Genomic DNA, 17411 nt, shown 5'->3' with positions numbered 1-17411 from the left:
AAAACCACGAGGCGATCTGGACCTTGATCGCTTCGCTGCCGGCCGACCAGTTGCAGCCGACCACTGCCGATGACCTTGGCGGCTGGATGAGCCTGGCACTGGCGGTGAAAACCGCCGGCACACTGGAGCAGCAGCAAGCAGCGATTGACGCATGGCGCGCTCAGAACCCCAAGCACCCGGCTGCCATCCAGCTGCCGCTGCCATTGACTCAACTCAAAGAACTCGCCAGCCAGCCGCTGACCAAGATTGCGCTGCTGTTGCCGCAAGAAGGCCCGCTGGCTTCGGTCGGTCGCGCTCTACGCGAAGGCTTCATGGCGGCGCACTATCAGGCTCAGCAAGCCGGCCAGAAGCCGCCAGCCATTGAGTTCTACGACAGCTCGCGCCTCACTTCACTCGACGAGTTCTATCGCAAGGCTCAGGCGGACGGCGTGCAAATGGTCGTCGGCCCGCTGGAAAAGCCGCTGGTCAAACAGCTCAGCGCTCGCCCGCAATTGCCGATCACCACACTGGCGCTCAACTACAGCGAAGGCGAACAAGGTCCGGCACAGCTGTTCCAGTTTGGTCTCGCCGCTGAAGACGAAGCCCGCGAAGTCTCCCGTCGCGCTCGCGCCGATGGCTTGCATCGCGCCGCAATCATGGTACCCAAGGGTGAATGGGGCGATCGCGTGATGAAAGCGTTCAGCCAGGACTGGCAAGCCAACGGCGGCAGCATCGTTGCCACCGAACGTGTCGATCAGCCGGTGCAACTGGCCCAGCAGATTGCTGACATGTTCCAGCTGCGCCAGAGCGAAGGTCGCGCCAAGAGCCTGCAAAGCACTGTCGGTTCTCAGGTCGCGGCCCAACCGTCGCGGCGCCAGGACATCGATTTCATTTTCCTCGCCGCTACGCCCCAACAGGCTCAGCAGATCAAGCCAACGCTGAATTTCCAATACGCGGGTGACGTGCCGGTTTACGCGACATCCCACGTGTTCAGCGCCAGTGGTGACCAGAATCAGTACAACGACATGAATGGCGTGCGCTTCTGCGAAACGCCGTGGTTGCTTGATTCCACCGATCCGTTGCGCCAGCAGGTCACTGCTCAATGGCCGCAAGCTGCCGGCAGCCTCGGACGCTTGTATGCCATGGGCGTTGATGCCTACCGCCTGGCGCCACGCCTGGGACAACTGAAGACCCTGCCGGACAGCCGCATCGAAGGCCAATCGGGCAGCCTCGGCATGACCCAGACCCAACGTGTGGTTCGCCAGTTGCCATGGGCGCAGTTCGTTAATGGTCAGGTTCAACGCCTGCCGGATACGCCACGCTGATGCCTGACCGGTCACGCCAGCAAAGCGGTAAAGATGCCGAGCGCCATGCGCTCGAGCATCTGCAACAACAGGGTCTGAGCCTGCTGGCGCAGAACTGGTTGTGCAAACGCGGCGAGCTTGATCTGGTCATGCTTGATGGCGATACAGTAGTATTCGTCGAGGTCCGCTACAGGAAGAACACTCAATGGGGTGGCGCGCTCGACAGCGTTGATGCGCGCAAACGGCAAAAACTGATTTTCGCCGCGCAGTATTTTCTTCAGCGCGAATCGCGTTGGGCCAACTCCCCCTGCCGTTTTGACGTGGTTGCCATCGACAGCAGCCTCGATCAGTTGAACTGGCTGCAAAATGCCTTCGACAGCTGATCGCACGCGCTCCGAACCGTGCACTTTCACCCTACACTTTTGCTCTTTGCTTTGCGGGCTGCACATTCATGTGCCAGGTAGCCGCGCTAATTAAGGTCACACAGATGGACATGCAATCGCGAATTCGCCAGCTCTTTCAGGCCAGTATCGACACCAAGCAACAGGCGATGGAAGTACTTGCACCGCACATCGAGCAAGCCAGCCAGGTCATGGTCAACGCCCTGCTCAATGAGGGCAAGATGCTGTCCTGCGGCAACGGCGGCTCAGCCGGCGACGCCCAGCATTTTTCCTCCGAGCTGCTCAATCGTTTCGAGCGCGAACGCCCGAGCCTGCCAGCCATTGCGCTGACCACCGACAGTTCGACGATCACCTCGATCGCCAACGATTACAGCTATAACGAAATCTTCTCCAAACAGATTCGCGCCCTTGGCCAACCAGGCGATGTGTTGCTGGCGATTTCCACCAGCGGCAACTCGGCGAACATAATTCAAGCGATCCAGGCCGCACATGATCGCGAAATGATTGTCGTAGCAATGACCGGTCGTGATGGTGGCGGCATGGCGTCCCTGCTATTGCCTGAGGACGTCGAAATTCGCGTACCGGCCAACGTCACCGCACGTATTCAGGAAGTCCACCTGCTGGCGATCCATTGCCTTTGCGATTTGATCGACAGCCAATTGTTCGGGAGTGAAGAATGACCCCTAATCGCCTAGGCCTGATGGCCTTGACCCTGTGCCTCGGCATCAGCGGGTGCACCTCGGTGGTTAACGCCAGCCGCGAAGCGCCGATTGATGACGACCGTGGCACACGCACTTTCGGCAGCAAAATCGATGATTCGCTGATCGAAACCAAAGCCGGCGTGAACATCGCCAAGGCTGACCCCGCCCTGGACGACGATTCGCATATCGTCGTCACCAGCTTCAACGGCGTGGTACTCCTGGCCGGGCAGACACCCCGCGCAGACCTGAAAGCCAAGGCCGAACAGGCTGCGGCTTCGGTGCAACGGGTGAAGAAGGTCCACAACGAGCTGCAAGTGTTGCCGCCCTCCGGTTTCCTGGCTCGCCAGAACGACACCTGGCTGACTTCCAAGATCAAGACGCAGATGCTCACCGATGCGAGCATTCCAGGCTCGCGAATCAAGGTTGTCACTGAGAATGGCATCGTTTATCTGCTTGGCCTGCTGACCAAGCAGGAAGCTGCGCAAGCGACCAATCTGGTACAAGGGGTTTCTGGCGTGCAGAAGATTGTGAAGTTGTTTGAGTACATCGATTGATACCGATGATGGCATCTATCCACCATCGACCCCTGAAACCGTAGGAGCTGTGAGCGAAGCGAAGCTGCGATCTTTGGACATTTGTCGAAAAAAGATCAAAAGATCGCAGCCTCGCTTCACTCGACAGCTCCTACGTTTGAAGGCGGTGAAGCAATAAAAAAGGCGATCCATTCGGATCGCCTTTTTTATTACTTCACCACCTTCAAACTGGGTCGACCGCTGGGACGCGGAGGCTCGCTGTCGGGTGGTGGGATATCATCATCCGGCTCAATCTCATCCTCGCCATCCATAGGCGACTCCAGATCAAACACCATGCCCTGGCCATTCTCCCGGGCGTAAATGCCCAGGATCGATGCGATAGGCACGTATAAAGTATGCGGCACACCGCCAAAGCGACCTTCGAAGCTGACCGCTTCGTTGTCCATGTGCAGATGACGCACGGCGGCTGGCGATACATTCAGGACAATCTGTCCGTCATTGGCGAAACCTTGCGGCACCTGCACCGACGGGTATTCGGAATTGACCAGCATGTGCGGGGTGCAATCGTTATCCACAATCCACTCGTAGAGCGCGCGGACCAGATAAGGTCGACTGGAGTTCATAGCGGCTCCTTAAGCCTTAGCGCATATCGCGTTCGACACCAGACAGACTCGCCTGGAAAGCCTCACGCGCAAACGAGCGCTCCATGTAATCAAGCAACGGCTTGGCAGGCCGCGGCAGTTCAATACCCATGATCGGCAAGCGCCAGAGTATGGGTAATAGGCAGCAATCCACGAGGCTTTGTTCCTCACTGAGGAAAAACGGCTTGTCCGCGAACAATTGCGAAACACCAGTCAGGCTCTCACGCAGCTCTTTTCGAGCCACGACACGGGCAGCTTCCTTGGATCGCGAATCCAGAATCAGATCCACCAGGCCACACCAGTCACGCTGGATTCGATGAATCAGCAGACGGCTATTGGCACGCGCCACTGGGTAAACCGGCAGTAATGGCGGGTGCGGGTAACGCTCATCCAGATATTCCATCACCACGGTCGACTCCCACAACGCCAGGTCACGATCGACCAGTGTGGGCAGGCTGCCGTAAGGGTTCACCTCAATCAGTTTAGGCGGCTGACGACCAGCCTCCACATAAATGATCTCGGCGCTGACACCCTTCTCTGCAAGTACGATACGCACTCGGTGGGAATAGTGGTCGGCGGGGTCGGAGTAACAGGCCAACCGATTGGTCACGCCCATGGCGGTCCTCCTCGCTTGTAAAAATTATCGGGAGCGGAAAAACGAGCGCGCCCAGAGGGCGCCTCCCCGTAACGCCTGGCTCACCAGGCTCGTTACACGTTCAGAGACGCCCTTGGGCGCGCGCGATTAACAGCAATTGCTTGAATCTTAATCAGTGCACATCTTTCCAGTATTCACGCTTGAGCAAGTATGCGAATACGAAGAAGAACGCCAGGTACAACAAGACGTAGGTACCAATGCGCTGATGCTGCAGCTTAACCGGGTTAGCCGAGTAAGCGAGGAAGGTTACCAGATTCTTGACCTTCTCATCGAACTGCTCTTCGGTCAGCGCGCCGCTTTTCGGCACGATGGTCAACTGATCGCACGCTTCATGCGTCAAAGGCGTACCGGTCAGCGGATCATATTGCTTCTTGCCGTCTTCGACGATCTGCACCTGTTTGCATCCGACCACCTGACGACCTTGCAAAGGCGCAAGGACGTTAGGCATACCGACGTTCGGGAAAACCTTGTTGTTCACGCCCCAAGGGCGCGTCGGGTCCTCGTAGAACGCTTTCAGGTAACCGTAGAGCCAATCAGTGCCACGAACACGTGCAACCAGGGTGAGATCGGGCGGCGCCGCACCGAACCAGGTCTTGGCGTCAGCAGGCTGCATGCCGATGTTCATGTGGTCGCCAATCTTGGCACCGGTGAAAACCAGGTTCGACAGCATCAGATCGTGAGGAATGCCCAGATCGTCGGCAACGCGTTCATAGCGCTGGAACTTGGCGCTGTGGCAGCCCATGCAATAGTTGGCGAACGTACGCGCGCCATCCTGCATGGCAGCCTGGTCGGAAACGTCGATGTCGACTTTTTCCAGCTCCGGACCACCTTCTGCAGCGGCGAACGACAGTGCTGGCAGAGCAGCAAAAATCAGTACAGCAAATAGCTTTTTCATCAGCCAGTCACCCTTTCCGGAACCGGTTTGGTCTTCTCGAGCCTGGTGTAGAACGGCATCAGAATGAAGTAGGCGAAGTACAGGAAAGTACAGACCTGCGACAGCAGCGTACGACCCGGAGTCGGTGACAGAACACCCAGCACGCCGAGGATCACGAACGAGATGCAGAACACCCACAACCAGATCTTGCTCATCCAGCCTTTGTAGCGCATCGACTTGACCGGGCTGCGGTCGAGCCACGGCAGGACAAACAGGACAGCAATGGCCGCGCCCATGGCGATGACGCCCAGGAGCTTGTCCGGCACCGCCCGCAGAATTGCGTAGAACGGTGTGAAGTACCAGACCGGAGCGATGTGCTCAGGGGTCTTGAAGGCGTTCGCCACTTCGAAGTTCGGCTTCTCCAGGAAGTAACCGCCCATTTCCGGGAAGAAAAACACGATCGAGCAGAAGATGAAGAGGAACACCACCACGCCGACGATATCTTTCACGGTGTAGTACGGGTGGAAGGCGATGCCGTCCAGTGGAATACCGTTTTCGTCCTTGTGTTTCTTGATGTCGACGCCATCCGGGTTGTTCGAACCCACTTCGTGCAGCGCCAGGATGTGCACCACCACCAAGCCGAGAATAACGATTGGCAGTGCGACCACATGCAAGGCAAAGAAGCGGTTCAGCGTGATCCCCGAAATCAGGTAGTCACCACGAATCCACTGCGTCAGGTCGTCACCGATGACCGGGATCGCACCGAACAGCGAGATGATGACCTGGGCGCCCCAGTAGGACATCTGGCCCCACGGCAGCAGATACCCCATGAACGCTTCAGCCATCAGCGCCAGGTAGATCAGCATGCCGAAGACCCATACCAGCTCGCGCGGTTTCTGGTAGGAACCGTATAGCAAGCCGCGGAACATGTGCAGGTAAACCACGATAAAAAACATCGATGCGCCGACTGCGTGCAGCATACGCAGGATCGACCCGTGCTCGACGTCGCGCATGATGTATTCGACCGACGCGAAGGCTTCTTCGGCCGACGGGGTGTAGCTCATGGTCAGCCAGACACCGGTGACGATCTGGTTGACCAGAACGAGCAGCGCGAGCGAACCAAAAAAATAGAAGAAGTTGAAGTTCTTCGGGGCGTAATACTTGCTGAGGTGGTCTTCCCACATTTTGGTCGCGGGAAAGCGCGCATCAACCCAATCCATGAACTTGCTCATCACGCTTTCTCCGTATCGACGCCGACGACAATGATGTCATCAGTCTCATAGGAATGCGGGGGAACTGGCAGGTTCAAAGGCGCAGGTTGCGACTTGTAGACGCGACCAGCCAGATCGTAGTGGGAACCGTGGCACGGGCAGAAATAACCACCTACCCAGTCTTTGCCCAGATCAGCAGGTGCCACTTCAGGACGGAAAGTCGGCGAGCAACCCAGGTGAGTGCAGATACCGATCAGCAGCAGAACTTCTGGCTTGATCGAACGCGTCTCCGGGTCGACATAAGTCGGTTGTGTCGAGTTCTTGGAGGTTGGGTCAGACAGCTGGCCCTCGATCTTTTTCAGATTCCCCAGGATTTCCTCGGTACGGCGGACGATGAATACCGGCTGACCACGCCATTCAGCAATCATTTGCTGACCTGGCTCGATTTTGCTGACATTCACCTTCACCGGTGCACCTGCAGCTTTCGCTTTGGCACTGGGAAACCATGACCCCACGAACGGGACCGCAGCCCCCACCGCTCCTGCAGCACCCACCACGGATGTGGCTGCTACCAAGAAGCGACGCCGGCCTGCATTCACGCCGTCATTGCTCATTCAGTCCTCTCCCATCAGCTTTGTGGCCTGTTAAATCAGGCGTCTACTAAATTAAAACTATGTACTTATAAAAATTTTGCCGAATGGTAATGAAAAGCCCCAATCCTGACAAGGTAATTACCGAAGGGCTCCACTGCCAAGCCTTGCAGTATAGGGCCTCTGCGTCTGTGGCAAGTTGTCACAGCGCAATTCTTTGATAAATCGCGCCCATAAAAAAACGCCCTGCTTCGCGAGGAAGCAGGGCGTTCTTTTTGAACGAGAAAGCGAATTAACGCTTCGAGTACTGCGGGCGCTTACGCGCTTTACGCAGACCGACTTTCTTACGTTCAACTTCACGAGCATCGCGAGTAACGAAGCCAGCTTTGCGCAGAGCGCCACGCAGGGTTTCGTCGTACTGCATCAGTGCGCGAGTGATACCGTGGCGGATTGCGCCAGCTTGACCACTTACACCACCGCCGATCACGGTGACGTAGATGTCGAACTTCTCGACAGTCTCAGTCAATTCCAGCGGCTGACGAACTACCATGCGGGCAGTTTCGCGGCCGAAGAAATTATCCAGCGAACGGTTGTTGATGGAGATGTTACCAGTACCCGGACGCAGGAAAACGCGTGCGGTTGCGGTCTTGCGACGGCCAGTGCCGTAATTTTGAGTCGCCGACATAATGAACTATTCCGTTAAAACTTCAGTTCTTGGGGCTGCTGAGCAGTATGAGGGTGTACAGCGCCCGCATAGACTTTCAGCTTACGATACATGTCGCGACCCAGCGGGTTCTTAGGCAGCATGCCTTTGACCGCGGTCTCGATCACGCGCTCAGGGGCTTTGGCGATCAGCTTTTCAAAGTTGATCGACTTGATGCCGCCCGGGAAACCGGAGTGGGAGTAGTAGATTTTGTCGGTGGTTTTAGCACCGGTTACACGAATCTGCTCGGCATTGATAACGACGATGTAATCGCCGGTATCAACGTGAGGAGTGTACTCAGCTTTATGCTTGCCACGCAGACGGCTCGCGATTTCGGTGGCCAGACGACCCAGGGTCTGACCTGCAGCGTCGACGACAAACCAGTCGCGCTGTACTGTTTCCGGTTTAGCAGTAAAAGTTTTCATTCTTTATAGCCTCAGGGGCCGCCCTGTAAATTAGACGGCGGATCTTACTGAATAGTGCGTACTTTGACAAGTCAAAGGCAGCCGGATACAGACGCTTTCGGGGGCTCGGGTCGGCGCGTCCGTTCAACGGCAAGATTCTTCGGCGGCGGCGCATCACTTCCACTGCAGAAAGAGGTGCGCAATTATGCAGATTGCGAAAAATATTTCAACCTGCTTTTATGATTGTTTTGCCCAAGGAGCATCCGATGGACTATCGCCAGCTAGGCCGAACCGATCTGAACGTGAGTGCACTGTGCCTCGGGACCATGACCTGGGGTGAGCAAAACAGCGAGGCTGAAGCCTTCGCCCAGATTGAAAGGGCCAAAAGCGCCGGGATCAATTTCATCGATACTGCCGAGATGTATCCGGTGCCGCCCAAGGCCGAAACCTACGCCACCACCGAACGCTACATCGGCAATTATTTCAAAAGTCGGGGTGATCGTACCGACTGGATCCTCGCCAGCAAGATAGCGGGCCCCGGCAACACGATCGATTACATCCGCGACAAAAACCTGCGCCACAACCGTCAGCACATCACCGAAGCTGTGGACGCCAGTCTGAAGCGCCTGCAGACCGACTACATCGATCTTTATCAATTGCATTGGCCGGAGCGTAGTACCAACTTCTTCGGGCAGTTGGGCTACAAACACAAGACCGAGGCCAACCTGACACCGCTGGAGGACACCCTCGAAGCGCTGGACGAACAGGTTCGGGCCGGCAAGATCCGCCACATCGGCCTGTCCAACGAGACGCCGTGGGGCACCATGCGTTTCCTCGCGCTGGCTGAATCCCGCGGCTGGCCGCGTGCGGTATCGATCCAGAATCCGTACAACCTGCTCAACCGCAGCTTCGAAGTCGGTCTGGCAGAAATCGCTATTCGCGAACAGTGTGGCCTGCTGGCGTACTCGCCGCTGGCGTTTGGTTTTCTGTCGGGTAAATACGAAGGTGGGGCACGCCCACCGAAAGGTCGACTGAGCTTGTACAGCCGCTTCAGCCGTTATTTCAATGCGCAGTCGGAAGCGGCGTGCAGCCGATATGTGGCGCTGGCGCGAGAGCATGGTCTGGACCCGGCACAGATGGCATTGGCGTTTGTCACGCAGCAGCCGTTCGTCACCAGCAATATCATTGGCGCGACGACGCTAGAGCAGCTGGACAGCAACATTGCCAGCTTCGATCTGAAATTGTCCGATGAAGTGCTTGAGGGCATTGAGGCGATTCACAAAGACCACCCCAATCCTGCGCCTTGATTGATTCATAGATCCAATCGCGAGCAGGCTCGCTCCCACAGTTGATTGGTGTTGATCCACACCCTTGTGATCAACACAGAACCCAAGTGGGAGCGAGCCTGCTCGCGATGGCGACCTGACAGTCACCACAGCATCAAAGCGAGCGCGCAATAATCTCCTTCATGATCTCGTTAGTCCCCGCGTAAATCCGCTGCACCCGCGCATCCGCCCACGCGCGGGCAATCGGGTATTCCCACATGAAGCCATAGCCGCCATGCAACTGCACGCACTCGTCGAGCACCTTGCATTGCAGGTCAGTGCCCCAGTATTTGGCCATTGCCGCCGTCGGCACGTCGAGCTTGCCCTGCAGGTGCAGCTCCAGGCAGCGGTCGACGAAAACCCGGCCAATCTGAATTTCGGTCGCCATCTCCGCGAGTTTGAAGCGGGTGTTCTGAAAGTCCGCAATCGCCTTGCCGAAAGCTTTGCGTTCACGGGTGTAATCCAGCGTCCATTGCAGCGCCGCTTCGGCGGATGCGAGGCCGCCGATGGCGACTGTCAGACGCTCCTGCGGCAATTCCTGCATCAGGTAGGCAAACCCCATCCCGGCCTGCCCCAGCAGGTTTTCCTTGGGCACGCGAACGTCCTGGAAGAACAGCTCGGAGGTGTCCTGTGCTTTCATCCCGACTTTTTCCAGGCGTTTGCCTTTGTCGAAACCGGGCGTGTTCGCCTCCACCAGAAAAAGACTGGTGCCCTTCGCGCCCGCCTTCGGATCGGTCTTGGCGACAACGATCACCAGGTCGGCGAGAAAACCATTGGTGATGAACGTTTTCGAACCGTTGATCACGTATTCGTCACCATCGAGCACGGCAGTGGTCTTCACCCCTTGCAGGTCGGAACCGGCGCCCGGCTCGGTCATCGCAATCGCGGTGACCATCTCGCCCGACACCAGTTTTGGCAGGTATTTGTGTTTCAGCGCTTCACTGCCGTAATGCAGGATGTAAGGCGCGACAATATCCGAGTGCAGGGAGAAACCAATCCCGGTAAGGCCCAGCCGGCCGACCTCTTCGATCACCACCGTGCTGTACAGGAAGTCGGCGCCCAGCCCACCGTATTCTTCAGGAAGGTGCGAGCAGAGCATCCCCGCCTCCCCTGCCTTGTTCCACAGGTTACGATCGATGAAACCTTGTTTTTCCCATTGCCCATGAAAGGGCACGGCTTCTTTCTCGAGGAACGTTCGCACGCTGTCACGAAAAAGTTCGTGCTCGGAACTGAACAAGGTTCTGGGGATCATGCGGCACCTGTCGTTATTGTTAGAGAGTTAGCCTCCAGAGACTAAGCCTCGCCTGCGCTACAGGACACTGGACACATCAGACAAAAAATAAGACGATCCAGCCGTCTGGTGACCACTTTCCCCTATAAGAATAAAGTTGAATTATGTCTAACCAAGCCTCCACGCCTTTACGGCGCGTCAGCATACTGGCGATCGACCGCGTTTTCGCTTCCACTCTCATGCAAGCCAAGGATTTCTTCCACCTGGCCAGCCTGCGCTACGGCAAACAACTGGGCCACGGCCTGACACCGGCGTTCGAAACGCGGCTGGTCAGCCCCGACGGCAACCCGGTCAACAGCTTCAGCGATGTGATCATGCCGGTGGACGGCGCTCTGGAAAATGCCGATATCATCATTCTCCCGGCGTTCTGGGACGATTTTGAAACGTTGAGCAGACGCTATCCGCAGATCTTGCCGTGGCTGCGCCAGCAACATGCTCGCGGCGCAGTTCTATGCGCAGAGGCCACCGGCGTGTTCTGGCTGGCCGAGGCCGGCCTGCTCGACGGTAAGGAAGCGACCACCTACTGGCGTTTCTTCAACGCATTCGCCGAGCGCTTCCCCAAGGTTTATCTCAATCAGGACAAGCACCTGACCGATGCAGACAACCTGTACTGCGCCGGCGGCACTACGTCGGCGTGCGACCTTTACATTTATCTGATCGAGCGGTTCTGCGGCGCCAACATCGCTCAAGCGGTGGCGCGCGATATTCTTTACGAAGTCCAGCGCAACTATGCGCCCGGGCGGATCGGTTTTGGCGGACAAAAACTGCATCAGGACGTGATCATCCTGCAGATTCAGCACTGGCTCGAAGAGCACTTCGCCGACAAGTTTCGTTTCGAAGATGTCGCCCGCGAACATGGCATGAGCATCCGCAATTTCATGCGCCGCTTCCAGACCGCCACCGGCGACAAGCCGCTGCACTACCTGCAACGCCTGCGCATCGAAACCGCCAAAGGCTTGCTGTCAGGCAGTCGCAAAAGCATCAAGACCATCAGTTATGAAGTCGGTTATGACGATGCGAGCTTCTTTGCGCGGTTGTTCCGCCAGCACACGGATTTGTCGCCGAATCAGTATCGGCAACAGTTTCAGCGGGCTGCTTGAACGCGCCCGCATTACCCGATGTGGGAGCAAGCGCGCTCCCACATTGTTCGGCGCTGTGCCCGAATCGGTTATTTTCCCACGCCAGAAAACGAATTCTGAGCCCCCTCCCGGTCCTTTTGACTGCTAGTCGCTGAGCGCTGAAGTCTTCAACATCTTCCTGCCAACACCATCAGGGAAGATGAACAATGACCATCGGATCAAGCTATAACTACCCCGCACACGTCGCCAAAAATGCACGAAAAAAGCGTTCGCCACACACTCCGTGGGCGGGCCGATTCCCCAATCCGCCAGACCTGTGCTTCGACTATCGCGCGTTGGTTGAACAGGAAAACGGCATCGCCAAAGCAACCGACCCACACCACAGAATCTGCATCATTGGCGCCGGCGTGACCGGCCTGACGGCTGCCAGAGAGCTGCATCGCTGCGGATTCACCCGCATCACCCTCATCGAGCAATCGACCCGTATCGGCGGCAGGCACTTGACTGTGCCGGGCAGTCGCAACTCCGAGGCGAGCCACACGCCGTTCGAGATGGGCGCCATGCGCATGCCTTTTTTCAACCGCGCAGACGAGTCACCGACCGAGGGCCGCTCGTTGATGGCTTACTACGCTAAAGCCTTCGATCTGGCGTTTACGGACTTTGCCAACCCCGGCAGCCAGTTCGTCACCTCTACCGGTATCTACCTGCGCGAGGGCAGCATGGGCGGTGCAGAGACGCCGCAGATGTTGATCTGGAAGAATGACGACGGCAACACCGCGCCACCCGGTGAAGAATTGCGGGCAGTGCATGCCAAGTGGAAAGCTTTCGCCGACCGCATGACGCGGCACGTTGCGCAGGTTTATGGCAGCCCGGAATGGGAAGTCATGTGGGCGGCCATTGTCGAGAAATACCACGATGTTTCGTTTCGGGACCTGGTCAGCATGCCGGTCCTGAACGCCTGGACGGAAACCGCTCCCGGCGATTTCGGCGGGATGGGCATGAACGCCAGGGAATCCGCCACTTTCTACGCCATCGGCATTGGCGATGGCAGCTGGGGGGCGTTCTATGATGTCTGCTCGCTTTACCCACTGCGCACGGCCATCTTCGGTTTTAGCAGTCAGTTGCAACTGATCCAGGGCCGGGTCGACGCGAACGGCGATCCGTTAACGGACTGCCCTCACTTGAAAAGCAAGGCCGTGTTTGATTCGACCGGGCTGAGGTTCGACCAGCCTCGCTACCTTGGTCTTGCCGCGCTGAACGAATGCCTGCTGTTCCTGAAGCCTGCTGAAACGGAAAAATCCTTATACGAACGCTGCCTCGAACGGCCGAAAGGCTTGCTGACGGATTCGTCCGTCACCAAGATCAGAAAGCTCGGTAATCAGCAAACCCGAGTGTATTACAACTGGAAACACAGCCAGCCGGAGCACGCCCAGGAACACTACGAAGACTTCGATTCGGTCATCTTGACCCTGCCTTCCTGGCTGATCGAAACCCGCATCAAGCTGGAAAATTTTACCCCGCAGATGCTGCCTTTCGAGACGATCCATGCCTATAAGACAGCGCACTGGGAAACCAGCTGCAAAGTCTTCGCACCGCTGAAAAAATCGTTTCTGTCCGGGAACAGCAAAATCCCCCAGGCCATCGTCACGGACAGCTTCATCCACGATGTCTACACCTACCGCTACAACGACAAATACAGTTATGACTGCATTTTGCTGAGCTACACGTGGGAGGACGACGCGACCAAACTTGCCACCTTCAGCGACAAGGAACTGGTGACCCGCTGCGCCGACGAGCTGGACCGGATCCTGCTTAAATCGACCAACATCCAGCAAAGGATTTCGCCCTATATCGGACTGGAGCAAGCCGTGGTTCAGCGCTGGATCACCGATAAAAATGCCCTCGGCTGTGCAAAGTTGTATCGCCCTGGCGCCTACTACGACGCGGTGAGTCTGATGAAATACAACCGCGACTTCGCTCACGTTTCTGGTCTGTATTTATCCGGCGAATCGTTCTCCGTCGATGCAGGATGGACCGAGCCGTGTTTCCGCGGCGCGGTCGATGCGGTCATTCATATCTGCAACAAAACCGCAGCAACTTTCAACGGTGGCTTCTCAATGGCCGACTACCCGCATTACGCCGTTGCAACCTGACGTGAAGTCCCGGCCCAGAGGCCTGCCTAGCGTCTGAACGCTGCCATCTTGTACTGCCAAGCCCAGGCTCGGCCAATACAGTTTGGGACATGGACTACACGCTAAACGGAAGCGGCTGACTGACTCGCCCATACCGATTCGACTCTTATGAGCACGCAATTCAACAGCGTGAATAACAATAAAAAGAGGTCATTCGGTATGAGCGAAGCAATCAGCCCTGTTCGTGTAGCAGTCGTGCAATTCGATCCACAGGTCGGCATGCAAAACCGGGAAGCCAATCTGCGTCAGAGCCTGGATCTGGCTCGTGAGGCCGCCTTGGGCGGAGCGAATCTGATCGTGCTGCCGGAGCTGTCCAGCAGCGGATACTTCTTCAAAACTCGCCAGGACGCCTTCGACCATGCCGAAGGTGTTCCCGATGGGCCGAGCGTGCGGGCGTGGATGAACTTTGCCCGCGAGCACCAGGTTTATCTGGTCGCCGGCCTGACCGAGCGTGATGGCATGCGGCTGTTCAATACCGGCGTTCTGCTCGGGCCTGACGGCTTCATCGGCAAGTACCGCAAAGCGCATTTGTGGAACCTGGAAAAATTGTGGTTCACGCCGGGAGATCTGGGTTTCCCTGTGTTCGACACGCCAATCGGCCGCATTGGTTTGCTGATCTGCTGGGACATCTGGTTTCCGGAGGTGCCGCGCATCCTCAGCCAGCAAGGCGCGGACATCATCTGCAGCCTGAACAACTGGGTCTGGACACCCCCGCCGCTGTTCGATGAGGCGGGCAAATGCATGGCTTCGTACCTGACCATGACCGCTGCCCACGTCAACAATGTGTTTATTGCGGCGGCCAGCCGAATCGGCGAAGAACGAGGCGCGCGTTACCTGGGCTGTTCATTGATCGCCGGCACCAACGGCTGGCCAATCGGTGCCGTGGCGTCGGCCGATCAGCAGGAAATCCTGTTTGCCGATATCGACCTGACCAGCTCCCGCAGCGCGCCGATCTGGAACAGCCTGAACGATTTACATCGTGATCGCCGCACCGACCTCTACGATCCGATGCTGGGGTACCTTCAGCACCCTTGCCTGCCGCGCTGACCGGAGGCGATGACTGATGGAATCCTCAACCCAAAAACAGACACAGAGCCGCCAGGTCACGCGATCAACGCTGGATATCGCCATTGTTTTGCTGGTACTCGGCGCGGCGCTGTCGATCATCTGGCTGTCATTCACTCACCGCGAGTCCTGGTCCGCCCACTGGCCGGATTACGCGCACATGGTCTCGAGCCTTCCCGATCCCGGTGCGTGGTTGCGCTGGGTCATCGGTGACATCAGCGAGGTCGCGTTCTACAAACACGAGTTCGCCTCGATCGGATTGTTGGCCGGTGCCTATCTCGCGTATTGGGCAAATCGCACGGGCAAAGTCTGGCAAGGTTTCAGCATCTGTTACGGCACCGGCTTATGGCCCTGGTTGATCACCAGTTCATTGCTGGGCCTGCTGCTGAGCAATTTGCTGTGGGGCTGGACCGTGACTGCCGACAGTTGGCAACCGACTTTCGCCGCCTTCGTTTCCTTGCCGGCGGCGATGGTGCTGATGTTCGGCGCGGGCTGGAAGGTCACGATCAATGGCGCAATCATGGGTGCACTGCTGGTCACACCGATGTGCCTGCTGATCGTCAACTACGTGTGCGTGCCGCTCGGTTTGCCGGTGGTCATTGGCAACGTTACTGGCATGGCCGTCGCCAGCGTCGTGGCCTTTTTGCTCTGCCGTTACTTGCCGAGCCTGGTGAAATCCGAGCAGTCGCGCAAACCGCCAGAGGCGCCGCCCGCAGTCGGCAAAGCACCTGATTACGGCGTTGTCTGGAGCCTGCGTCGGGTGCTGGCAGACTTTTCCGAAGCGCCGTTTTTCGGCAACGAATGGGCCAGCCTCGGCCTGATCGTTGGCGCCTTGTTGGCATTCACCCTGAATCCGCTGAGCCCGGCGTACGGTTCAGGCCTGCTGCCGCAACTGATTGGCGCGCAGGCGCTGACGTCGGCAATAGGAGTGGTCATTTGGCGTAAGCAGTGGATCCGGCTCGGCTGGTACCCCACTTATGTGCCACTGGTGTCCGTGGTGCCGGCCGCAGTGCTGACGTACGGCGGCACCTGGCCGGTGATTGTCTCGAGCGCTGTGCTGGGCGCACTGATCGCGCCGCCGCTGGCCTGTGCCTTCGCCAAGCGCTTGCCGCCAGACATGCACGGCTTTATCGGCAATGTCCTGTCGATGGCGATGAGCACCGTGCTGATCATTCCATTTGTCGGATGGTTGACGAGCAACTGATACAGGCCGCCAAGGCTGTGCCAGGAACCCGTTCCGGGCACAGCCTTCATCTTTTACCCACACGAGGTATTCCATGGACCTGCCCAAACTGGCCATCGCCGCGCTTGGCGGCACCGTCAGCATGAAAGCCCGCCATATCAACGAAGGTGTCATCCCGACGGTTAACGGCGAAGCACTTCTGGCGTCTGTGCCTGAGTTGAAAACACTCGCACGGGTCAACGTCGAAACACTCGGGATGCTGCCGAGTGCGTCAGTGGATTTCGAGTTCTTGCTGAGCGTTCTGTCCTGGGCAAGCTTTCAGATCAAGCAAGGCGCCACCGGCGTTGTGATCACCCAAGGCACCGATGCCCTGGAAGAAGTCGCAACCTTCTTTGACCATTTATGGCACCACGACCAGCCGTTGGTGCTGACCGGCGCCATGCGTTCAGCCGCGCAAGCGGGGGCCGACGGTCCGGCGAATCTCCTGGATGCTTGCCGCGTTGCACTGGCCGCCAGCAGTCGGCAACGGGGTGTGCAAGTGGTCATTCATGGCCAGATTCATCAGGCGAGCGCGGTGCGCAAAACCGATTCCCTGGCGCTCCGGGCGTTTTCCTCCCCGATCGTCGGCCCCGCCGGCCTGCTGGTAGAGGATGCTGTTTGCTATCTGCGGCCACCCTCCCCGCGCAACGTCCTGCCCCTGCCGCACCAGACCAGCCACAAGATCGCCCTGCTGGAAGCTTCACTTTCTGCAGACACCCGAATCCTGGAAAACATCATTGGCCTGGGCTACGAAGGATTGGTGATTGCGGGTTTTGGTGCCGGGCACGTTTCTGAAAGCTGGGCGCGCACGATTGAAATCATCACCAAACACATTCCAGTGATCGTGGCGACCCGGACGGGCTCGGGCTCTACCGCTCGGGCAACCTATGGTTTTGATGGCAGCGAAATGGATCTGGTACGCAAAGGCGCGTTGATGGCCGGGTTTGTCTGCCCGCGCAAAGCGAGGATTTTGCTGTGGCTGCTGGTGGGGTGCGAGCGGCAGGAGGAGTTGGCGCTTCACTTGAATTAAGACTTGAACGGTATCGGTGGGACCTGTCCGATGGTTGCCATGGGAACGATCAGAGTCGATTGTTTATGCAGCGATGAGCACCTGTGGCGAGGGAGCTCGCTCCCGCTCGACTGCGCAGCGGTCGTAGTCCGGCTAACCGGGGGTGTGACTGACATAGCGAGGTGAATGGTTGAGGGCCGCTTCTCAGCCCAGCGGGAGCGAGCTCCCTCGC

The 17411-nt window shown here is 57.8% G+C and carries 18 protein-coding genes; 10 read left to right on the top strand and 8 right to left on the bottom strand.

Features of this window, described 5'->3' with window-relative positions; genetic code table 11:
- The 4 genes from DU29_RS0127250 to DU29_RS0127235 form a co-directional block, all read left to right on the top strand.
- On the top strand, nt 1-1304 hold a 1304-nt coding region (locus DU29_RS0127250; protein ID WP_028624536.1), incomplete at its 5' end, for a penicillin-binding protein activator.
- Nucleotides 1304-1666 carry a YraN family protein gene (locus tag DU29_RS0127245; protein WP_028624535.1) on the top strand — a complete coding sequence of 121 codons (363 nt, stop codon included), beginning with the start codon at nt 1304-1306 and terminating at the stop codon, nt 1664-1666. The genes DU29_RS0127250 and DU29_RS0127245, both read left to right, overlap by 1 nt.
- A gap of 104 nt (nt 1667-1770) precedes the next feature.
- On the top strand, nt 1771-2364 hold the full coding sequence (locus DU29_RS0127240) for a phosphoheptose isomerase (protein ID WP_028624534.1): 594 nt from the start codon (nt 1771-1773) through the stop codon (nt 2362-2364).
- Nucleotides 2361-2939, top strand: coding sequence for a BON domain-containing protein (locus DU29_RS0127235; RefSeq protein ID WP_028624533.1), 579 nt, complete (start codon nt 2361-2363; stop codon nt 2937-2939). Before DU29_RS0127240 ends, DU29_RS0127235 begins: the two co-directional genes overlap by 4 nt.
- 188 nt (nt 2940-3127) lie before the next feature.
- Here DU29_RS0127235 and DU29_RS0127230 read toward each other — a convergent pair whose 3' ends face one another.
- The 7 genes from DU29_RS0127230 to rplM form a co-directional block, all read right to left on the bottom strand.
- Nucleotides 3128-3541: a ClpXP protease specificity-enhancing factor gene (locus DU29_RS0127230; protein WP_028624532.1), complete on the bottom strand. Its 414-nt coding sequence runs from the start codon at nt 3539-3541 to the stop codon at nt 3128-3130.
- 16 nt (nt 3542-3557) lie between these two features.
- Nucleotides 3558-4175, bottom strand: a complete 618-nt coding sequence (locus DU29_RS0127225; RefSeq protein ID WP_028624531.1) for a glutathione S-transferase N-terminal domain-containing protein — start codon at nt 4173-4175, stop codon at nt 3558-3560.
- 151 nt (nt 4176-4326) lie between these two features.
- Nucleotides 4327-5109: a cytochrome c1 gene (locus tag DU29_RS0127220; protein ID WP_028624530.1), complete on the bottom strand. Its 783-nt coding sequence runs from the start codon at nt 5107-5109 to the stop codon at nt 4327-4329.
- The gene (locus tag DU29_RS0127215; RefSeq protein ID WP_028624529.1) at nt 5109-6320 is read right to left on the bottom strand and encodes a cytochrome b; all 1212 of its coding nucleotides are present in this window, start codon (nt 6318-6320) and stop codon (nt 5109-5111) included. Before DU29_RS0127215 ends, DU29_RS0127220 begins: the two co-directional genes overlap by 1 nt.
- Entirely contained in the window at nt 6320-6913 is a 594-nt protein-coding gene (gene petA / locus DU29_RS0127210; RefSeq protein ID WP_008060255.1) for a ubiquinol-cytochrome c reductase iron-sulfur subunit, read from the bottom strand. Before petA ends, DU29_RS0127215 begins: the two co-directional genes overlap by 1 nt.
- Before the next feature lie 268 nt (nt 6914-7181).
- The gene (rpsI, locus tag DU29_RS0127205; RefSeq protein ID WP_002555064.1) at nt 7182-7574 is read right to left on the bottom strand and encodes a 30S ribosomal protein S9; all 393 of its coding nucleotides are present in this window, start codon (nt 7572-7574) and stop codon (nt 7182-7184) included.
- Nucleotides 7575-7588: 14 nt separating this feature from the next.
- On the bottom strand, nt 7589-8017 hold the full coding sequence (rplM, locus tag DU29_RS0127200) for a 50S ribosomal protein L13 (RefSeq protein WP_007905295.1): 429 nt from the start codon (nt 8015-8017) through the stop codon (nt 7589-7591).
- 245 nt (nt 8018-8262) lie between these two features.
- Here rplM and DU29_RS0127195 point away from each other — a divergent pair, with 245 nt between their 5' ends.
- Complete coding sequence (locus DU29_RS0127195) at nt 8263-9303, top strand: NADP(H)-dependent aldo-keto reductase (RefSeq protein ID WP_028624528.1); 1041 nt, start codon at nt 8263-8265, stop codon at nt 9301-9303.
- 133 nt (nt 9304-9436) lie between these two features.
- Here the strand turns inward: DU29_RS0127195 and DU29_RS0127190 are convergent, their stop codons facing one another.
- On the bottom strand, nt 9437-10573 hold the full coding sequence (locus DU29_RS0127190) for an acyl-CoA dehydrogenase family protein (RefSeq protein WP_028624527.1): 1137 nt from the start codon (nt 10571-10573) through the stop codon (nt 9437-9439).
- A 242-nt stretch (nt 10574-10815) separates the two neighbouring features.
- On the opposite strand from DU29_RS0127190, the gene DU29_RS0127185 reads away from it, so the two are divergent.
- The 5 genes from DU29_RS0127185 to DU29_RS0127165 all read left to right on the top strand — a co-directional run bounded on the left by DU29_RS0127185 (nt 10816) and on the right by DU29_RS0127165 (nt 17200).
- Nucleotides 10816-11712, top strand: coding sequence for a GlxA family transcriptional regulator (locus DU29_RS0127185; protein WP_177326988.1), 897 nt, complete (start codon nt 10816-10818; stop codon nt 11710-11712).
- 185 nt (nt 11713-11897) lie between these two features.
- Nucleotides 11898-13844 carry a flavin monoamine oxidase family protein gene (locus DU29_RS0127180; protein WP_028624525.1) on the top strand — a complete coding sequence of 649 codons (1947 nt, stop codon included), beginning with the start codon at nt 11898-11900 and terminating at the stop codon, nt 13842-13844.
- A gap of 198 nt (nt 13845-14042) precedes the next feature.
- Nucleotides 14043-14930, top strand: a complete 888-nt coding sequence (locus DU29_RS0127175) for a nitrilase family protein (RefSeq protein WP_028624524.1) — start codon at nt 14043-14045, stop codon at nt 14928-14930.
- A gap of 16 nt (nt 14931-14946) precedes the next feature.
- Nucleotides 14947-16152, top strand: coding sequence for a hypothetical protein (locus tag DU29_RS0127170; protein ID WP_028624523.1), 1206 nt, complete (start codon nt 14947-14949; stop codon nt 16150-16152).
- A 73-nt stretch (nt 16153-16225) separates the two neighbouring features.
- Nucleotides 16226-17200: an asparaginase gene (locus DU29_RS0127165; protein ID WP_028624522.1), complete on the top strand. Its 975-nt coding sequence runs from the start codon at nt 16226-16228 to the stop codon at nt 17198-17200.
- Nucleotides 17201-17411 lie beyond the last annotated feature (211 nt).

Source organism: Pseudomonas sp. Ant30-3 (assembly GCF_000690905.1).
Lineage (GTDB): Bacteria > Pseudomonadota > Gammaproteobacteria > Pseudomonadales > Pseudomonadaceae > Aquipseudomonas.
Note: the sequence above shows the minus strand (reverse complement) of the source record. Positions and strands in the feature narration are given on the sequence as shown.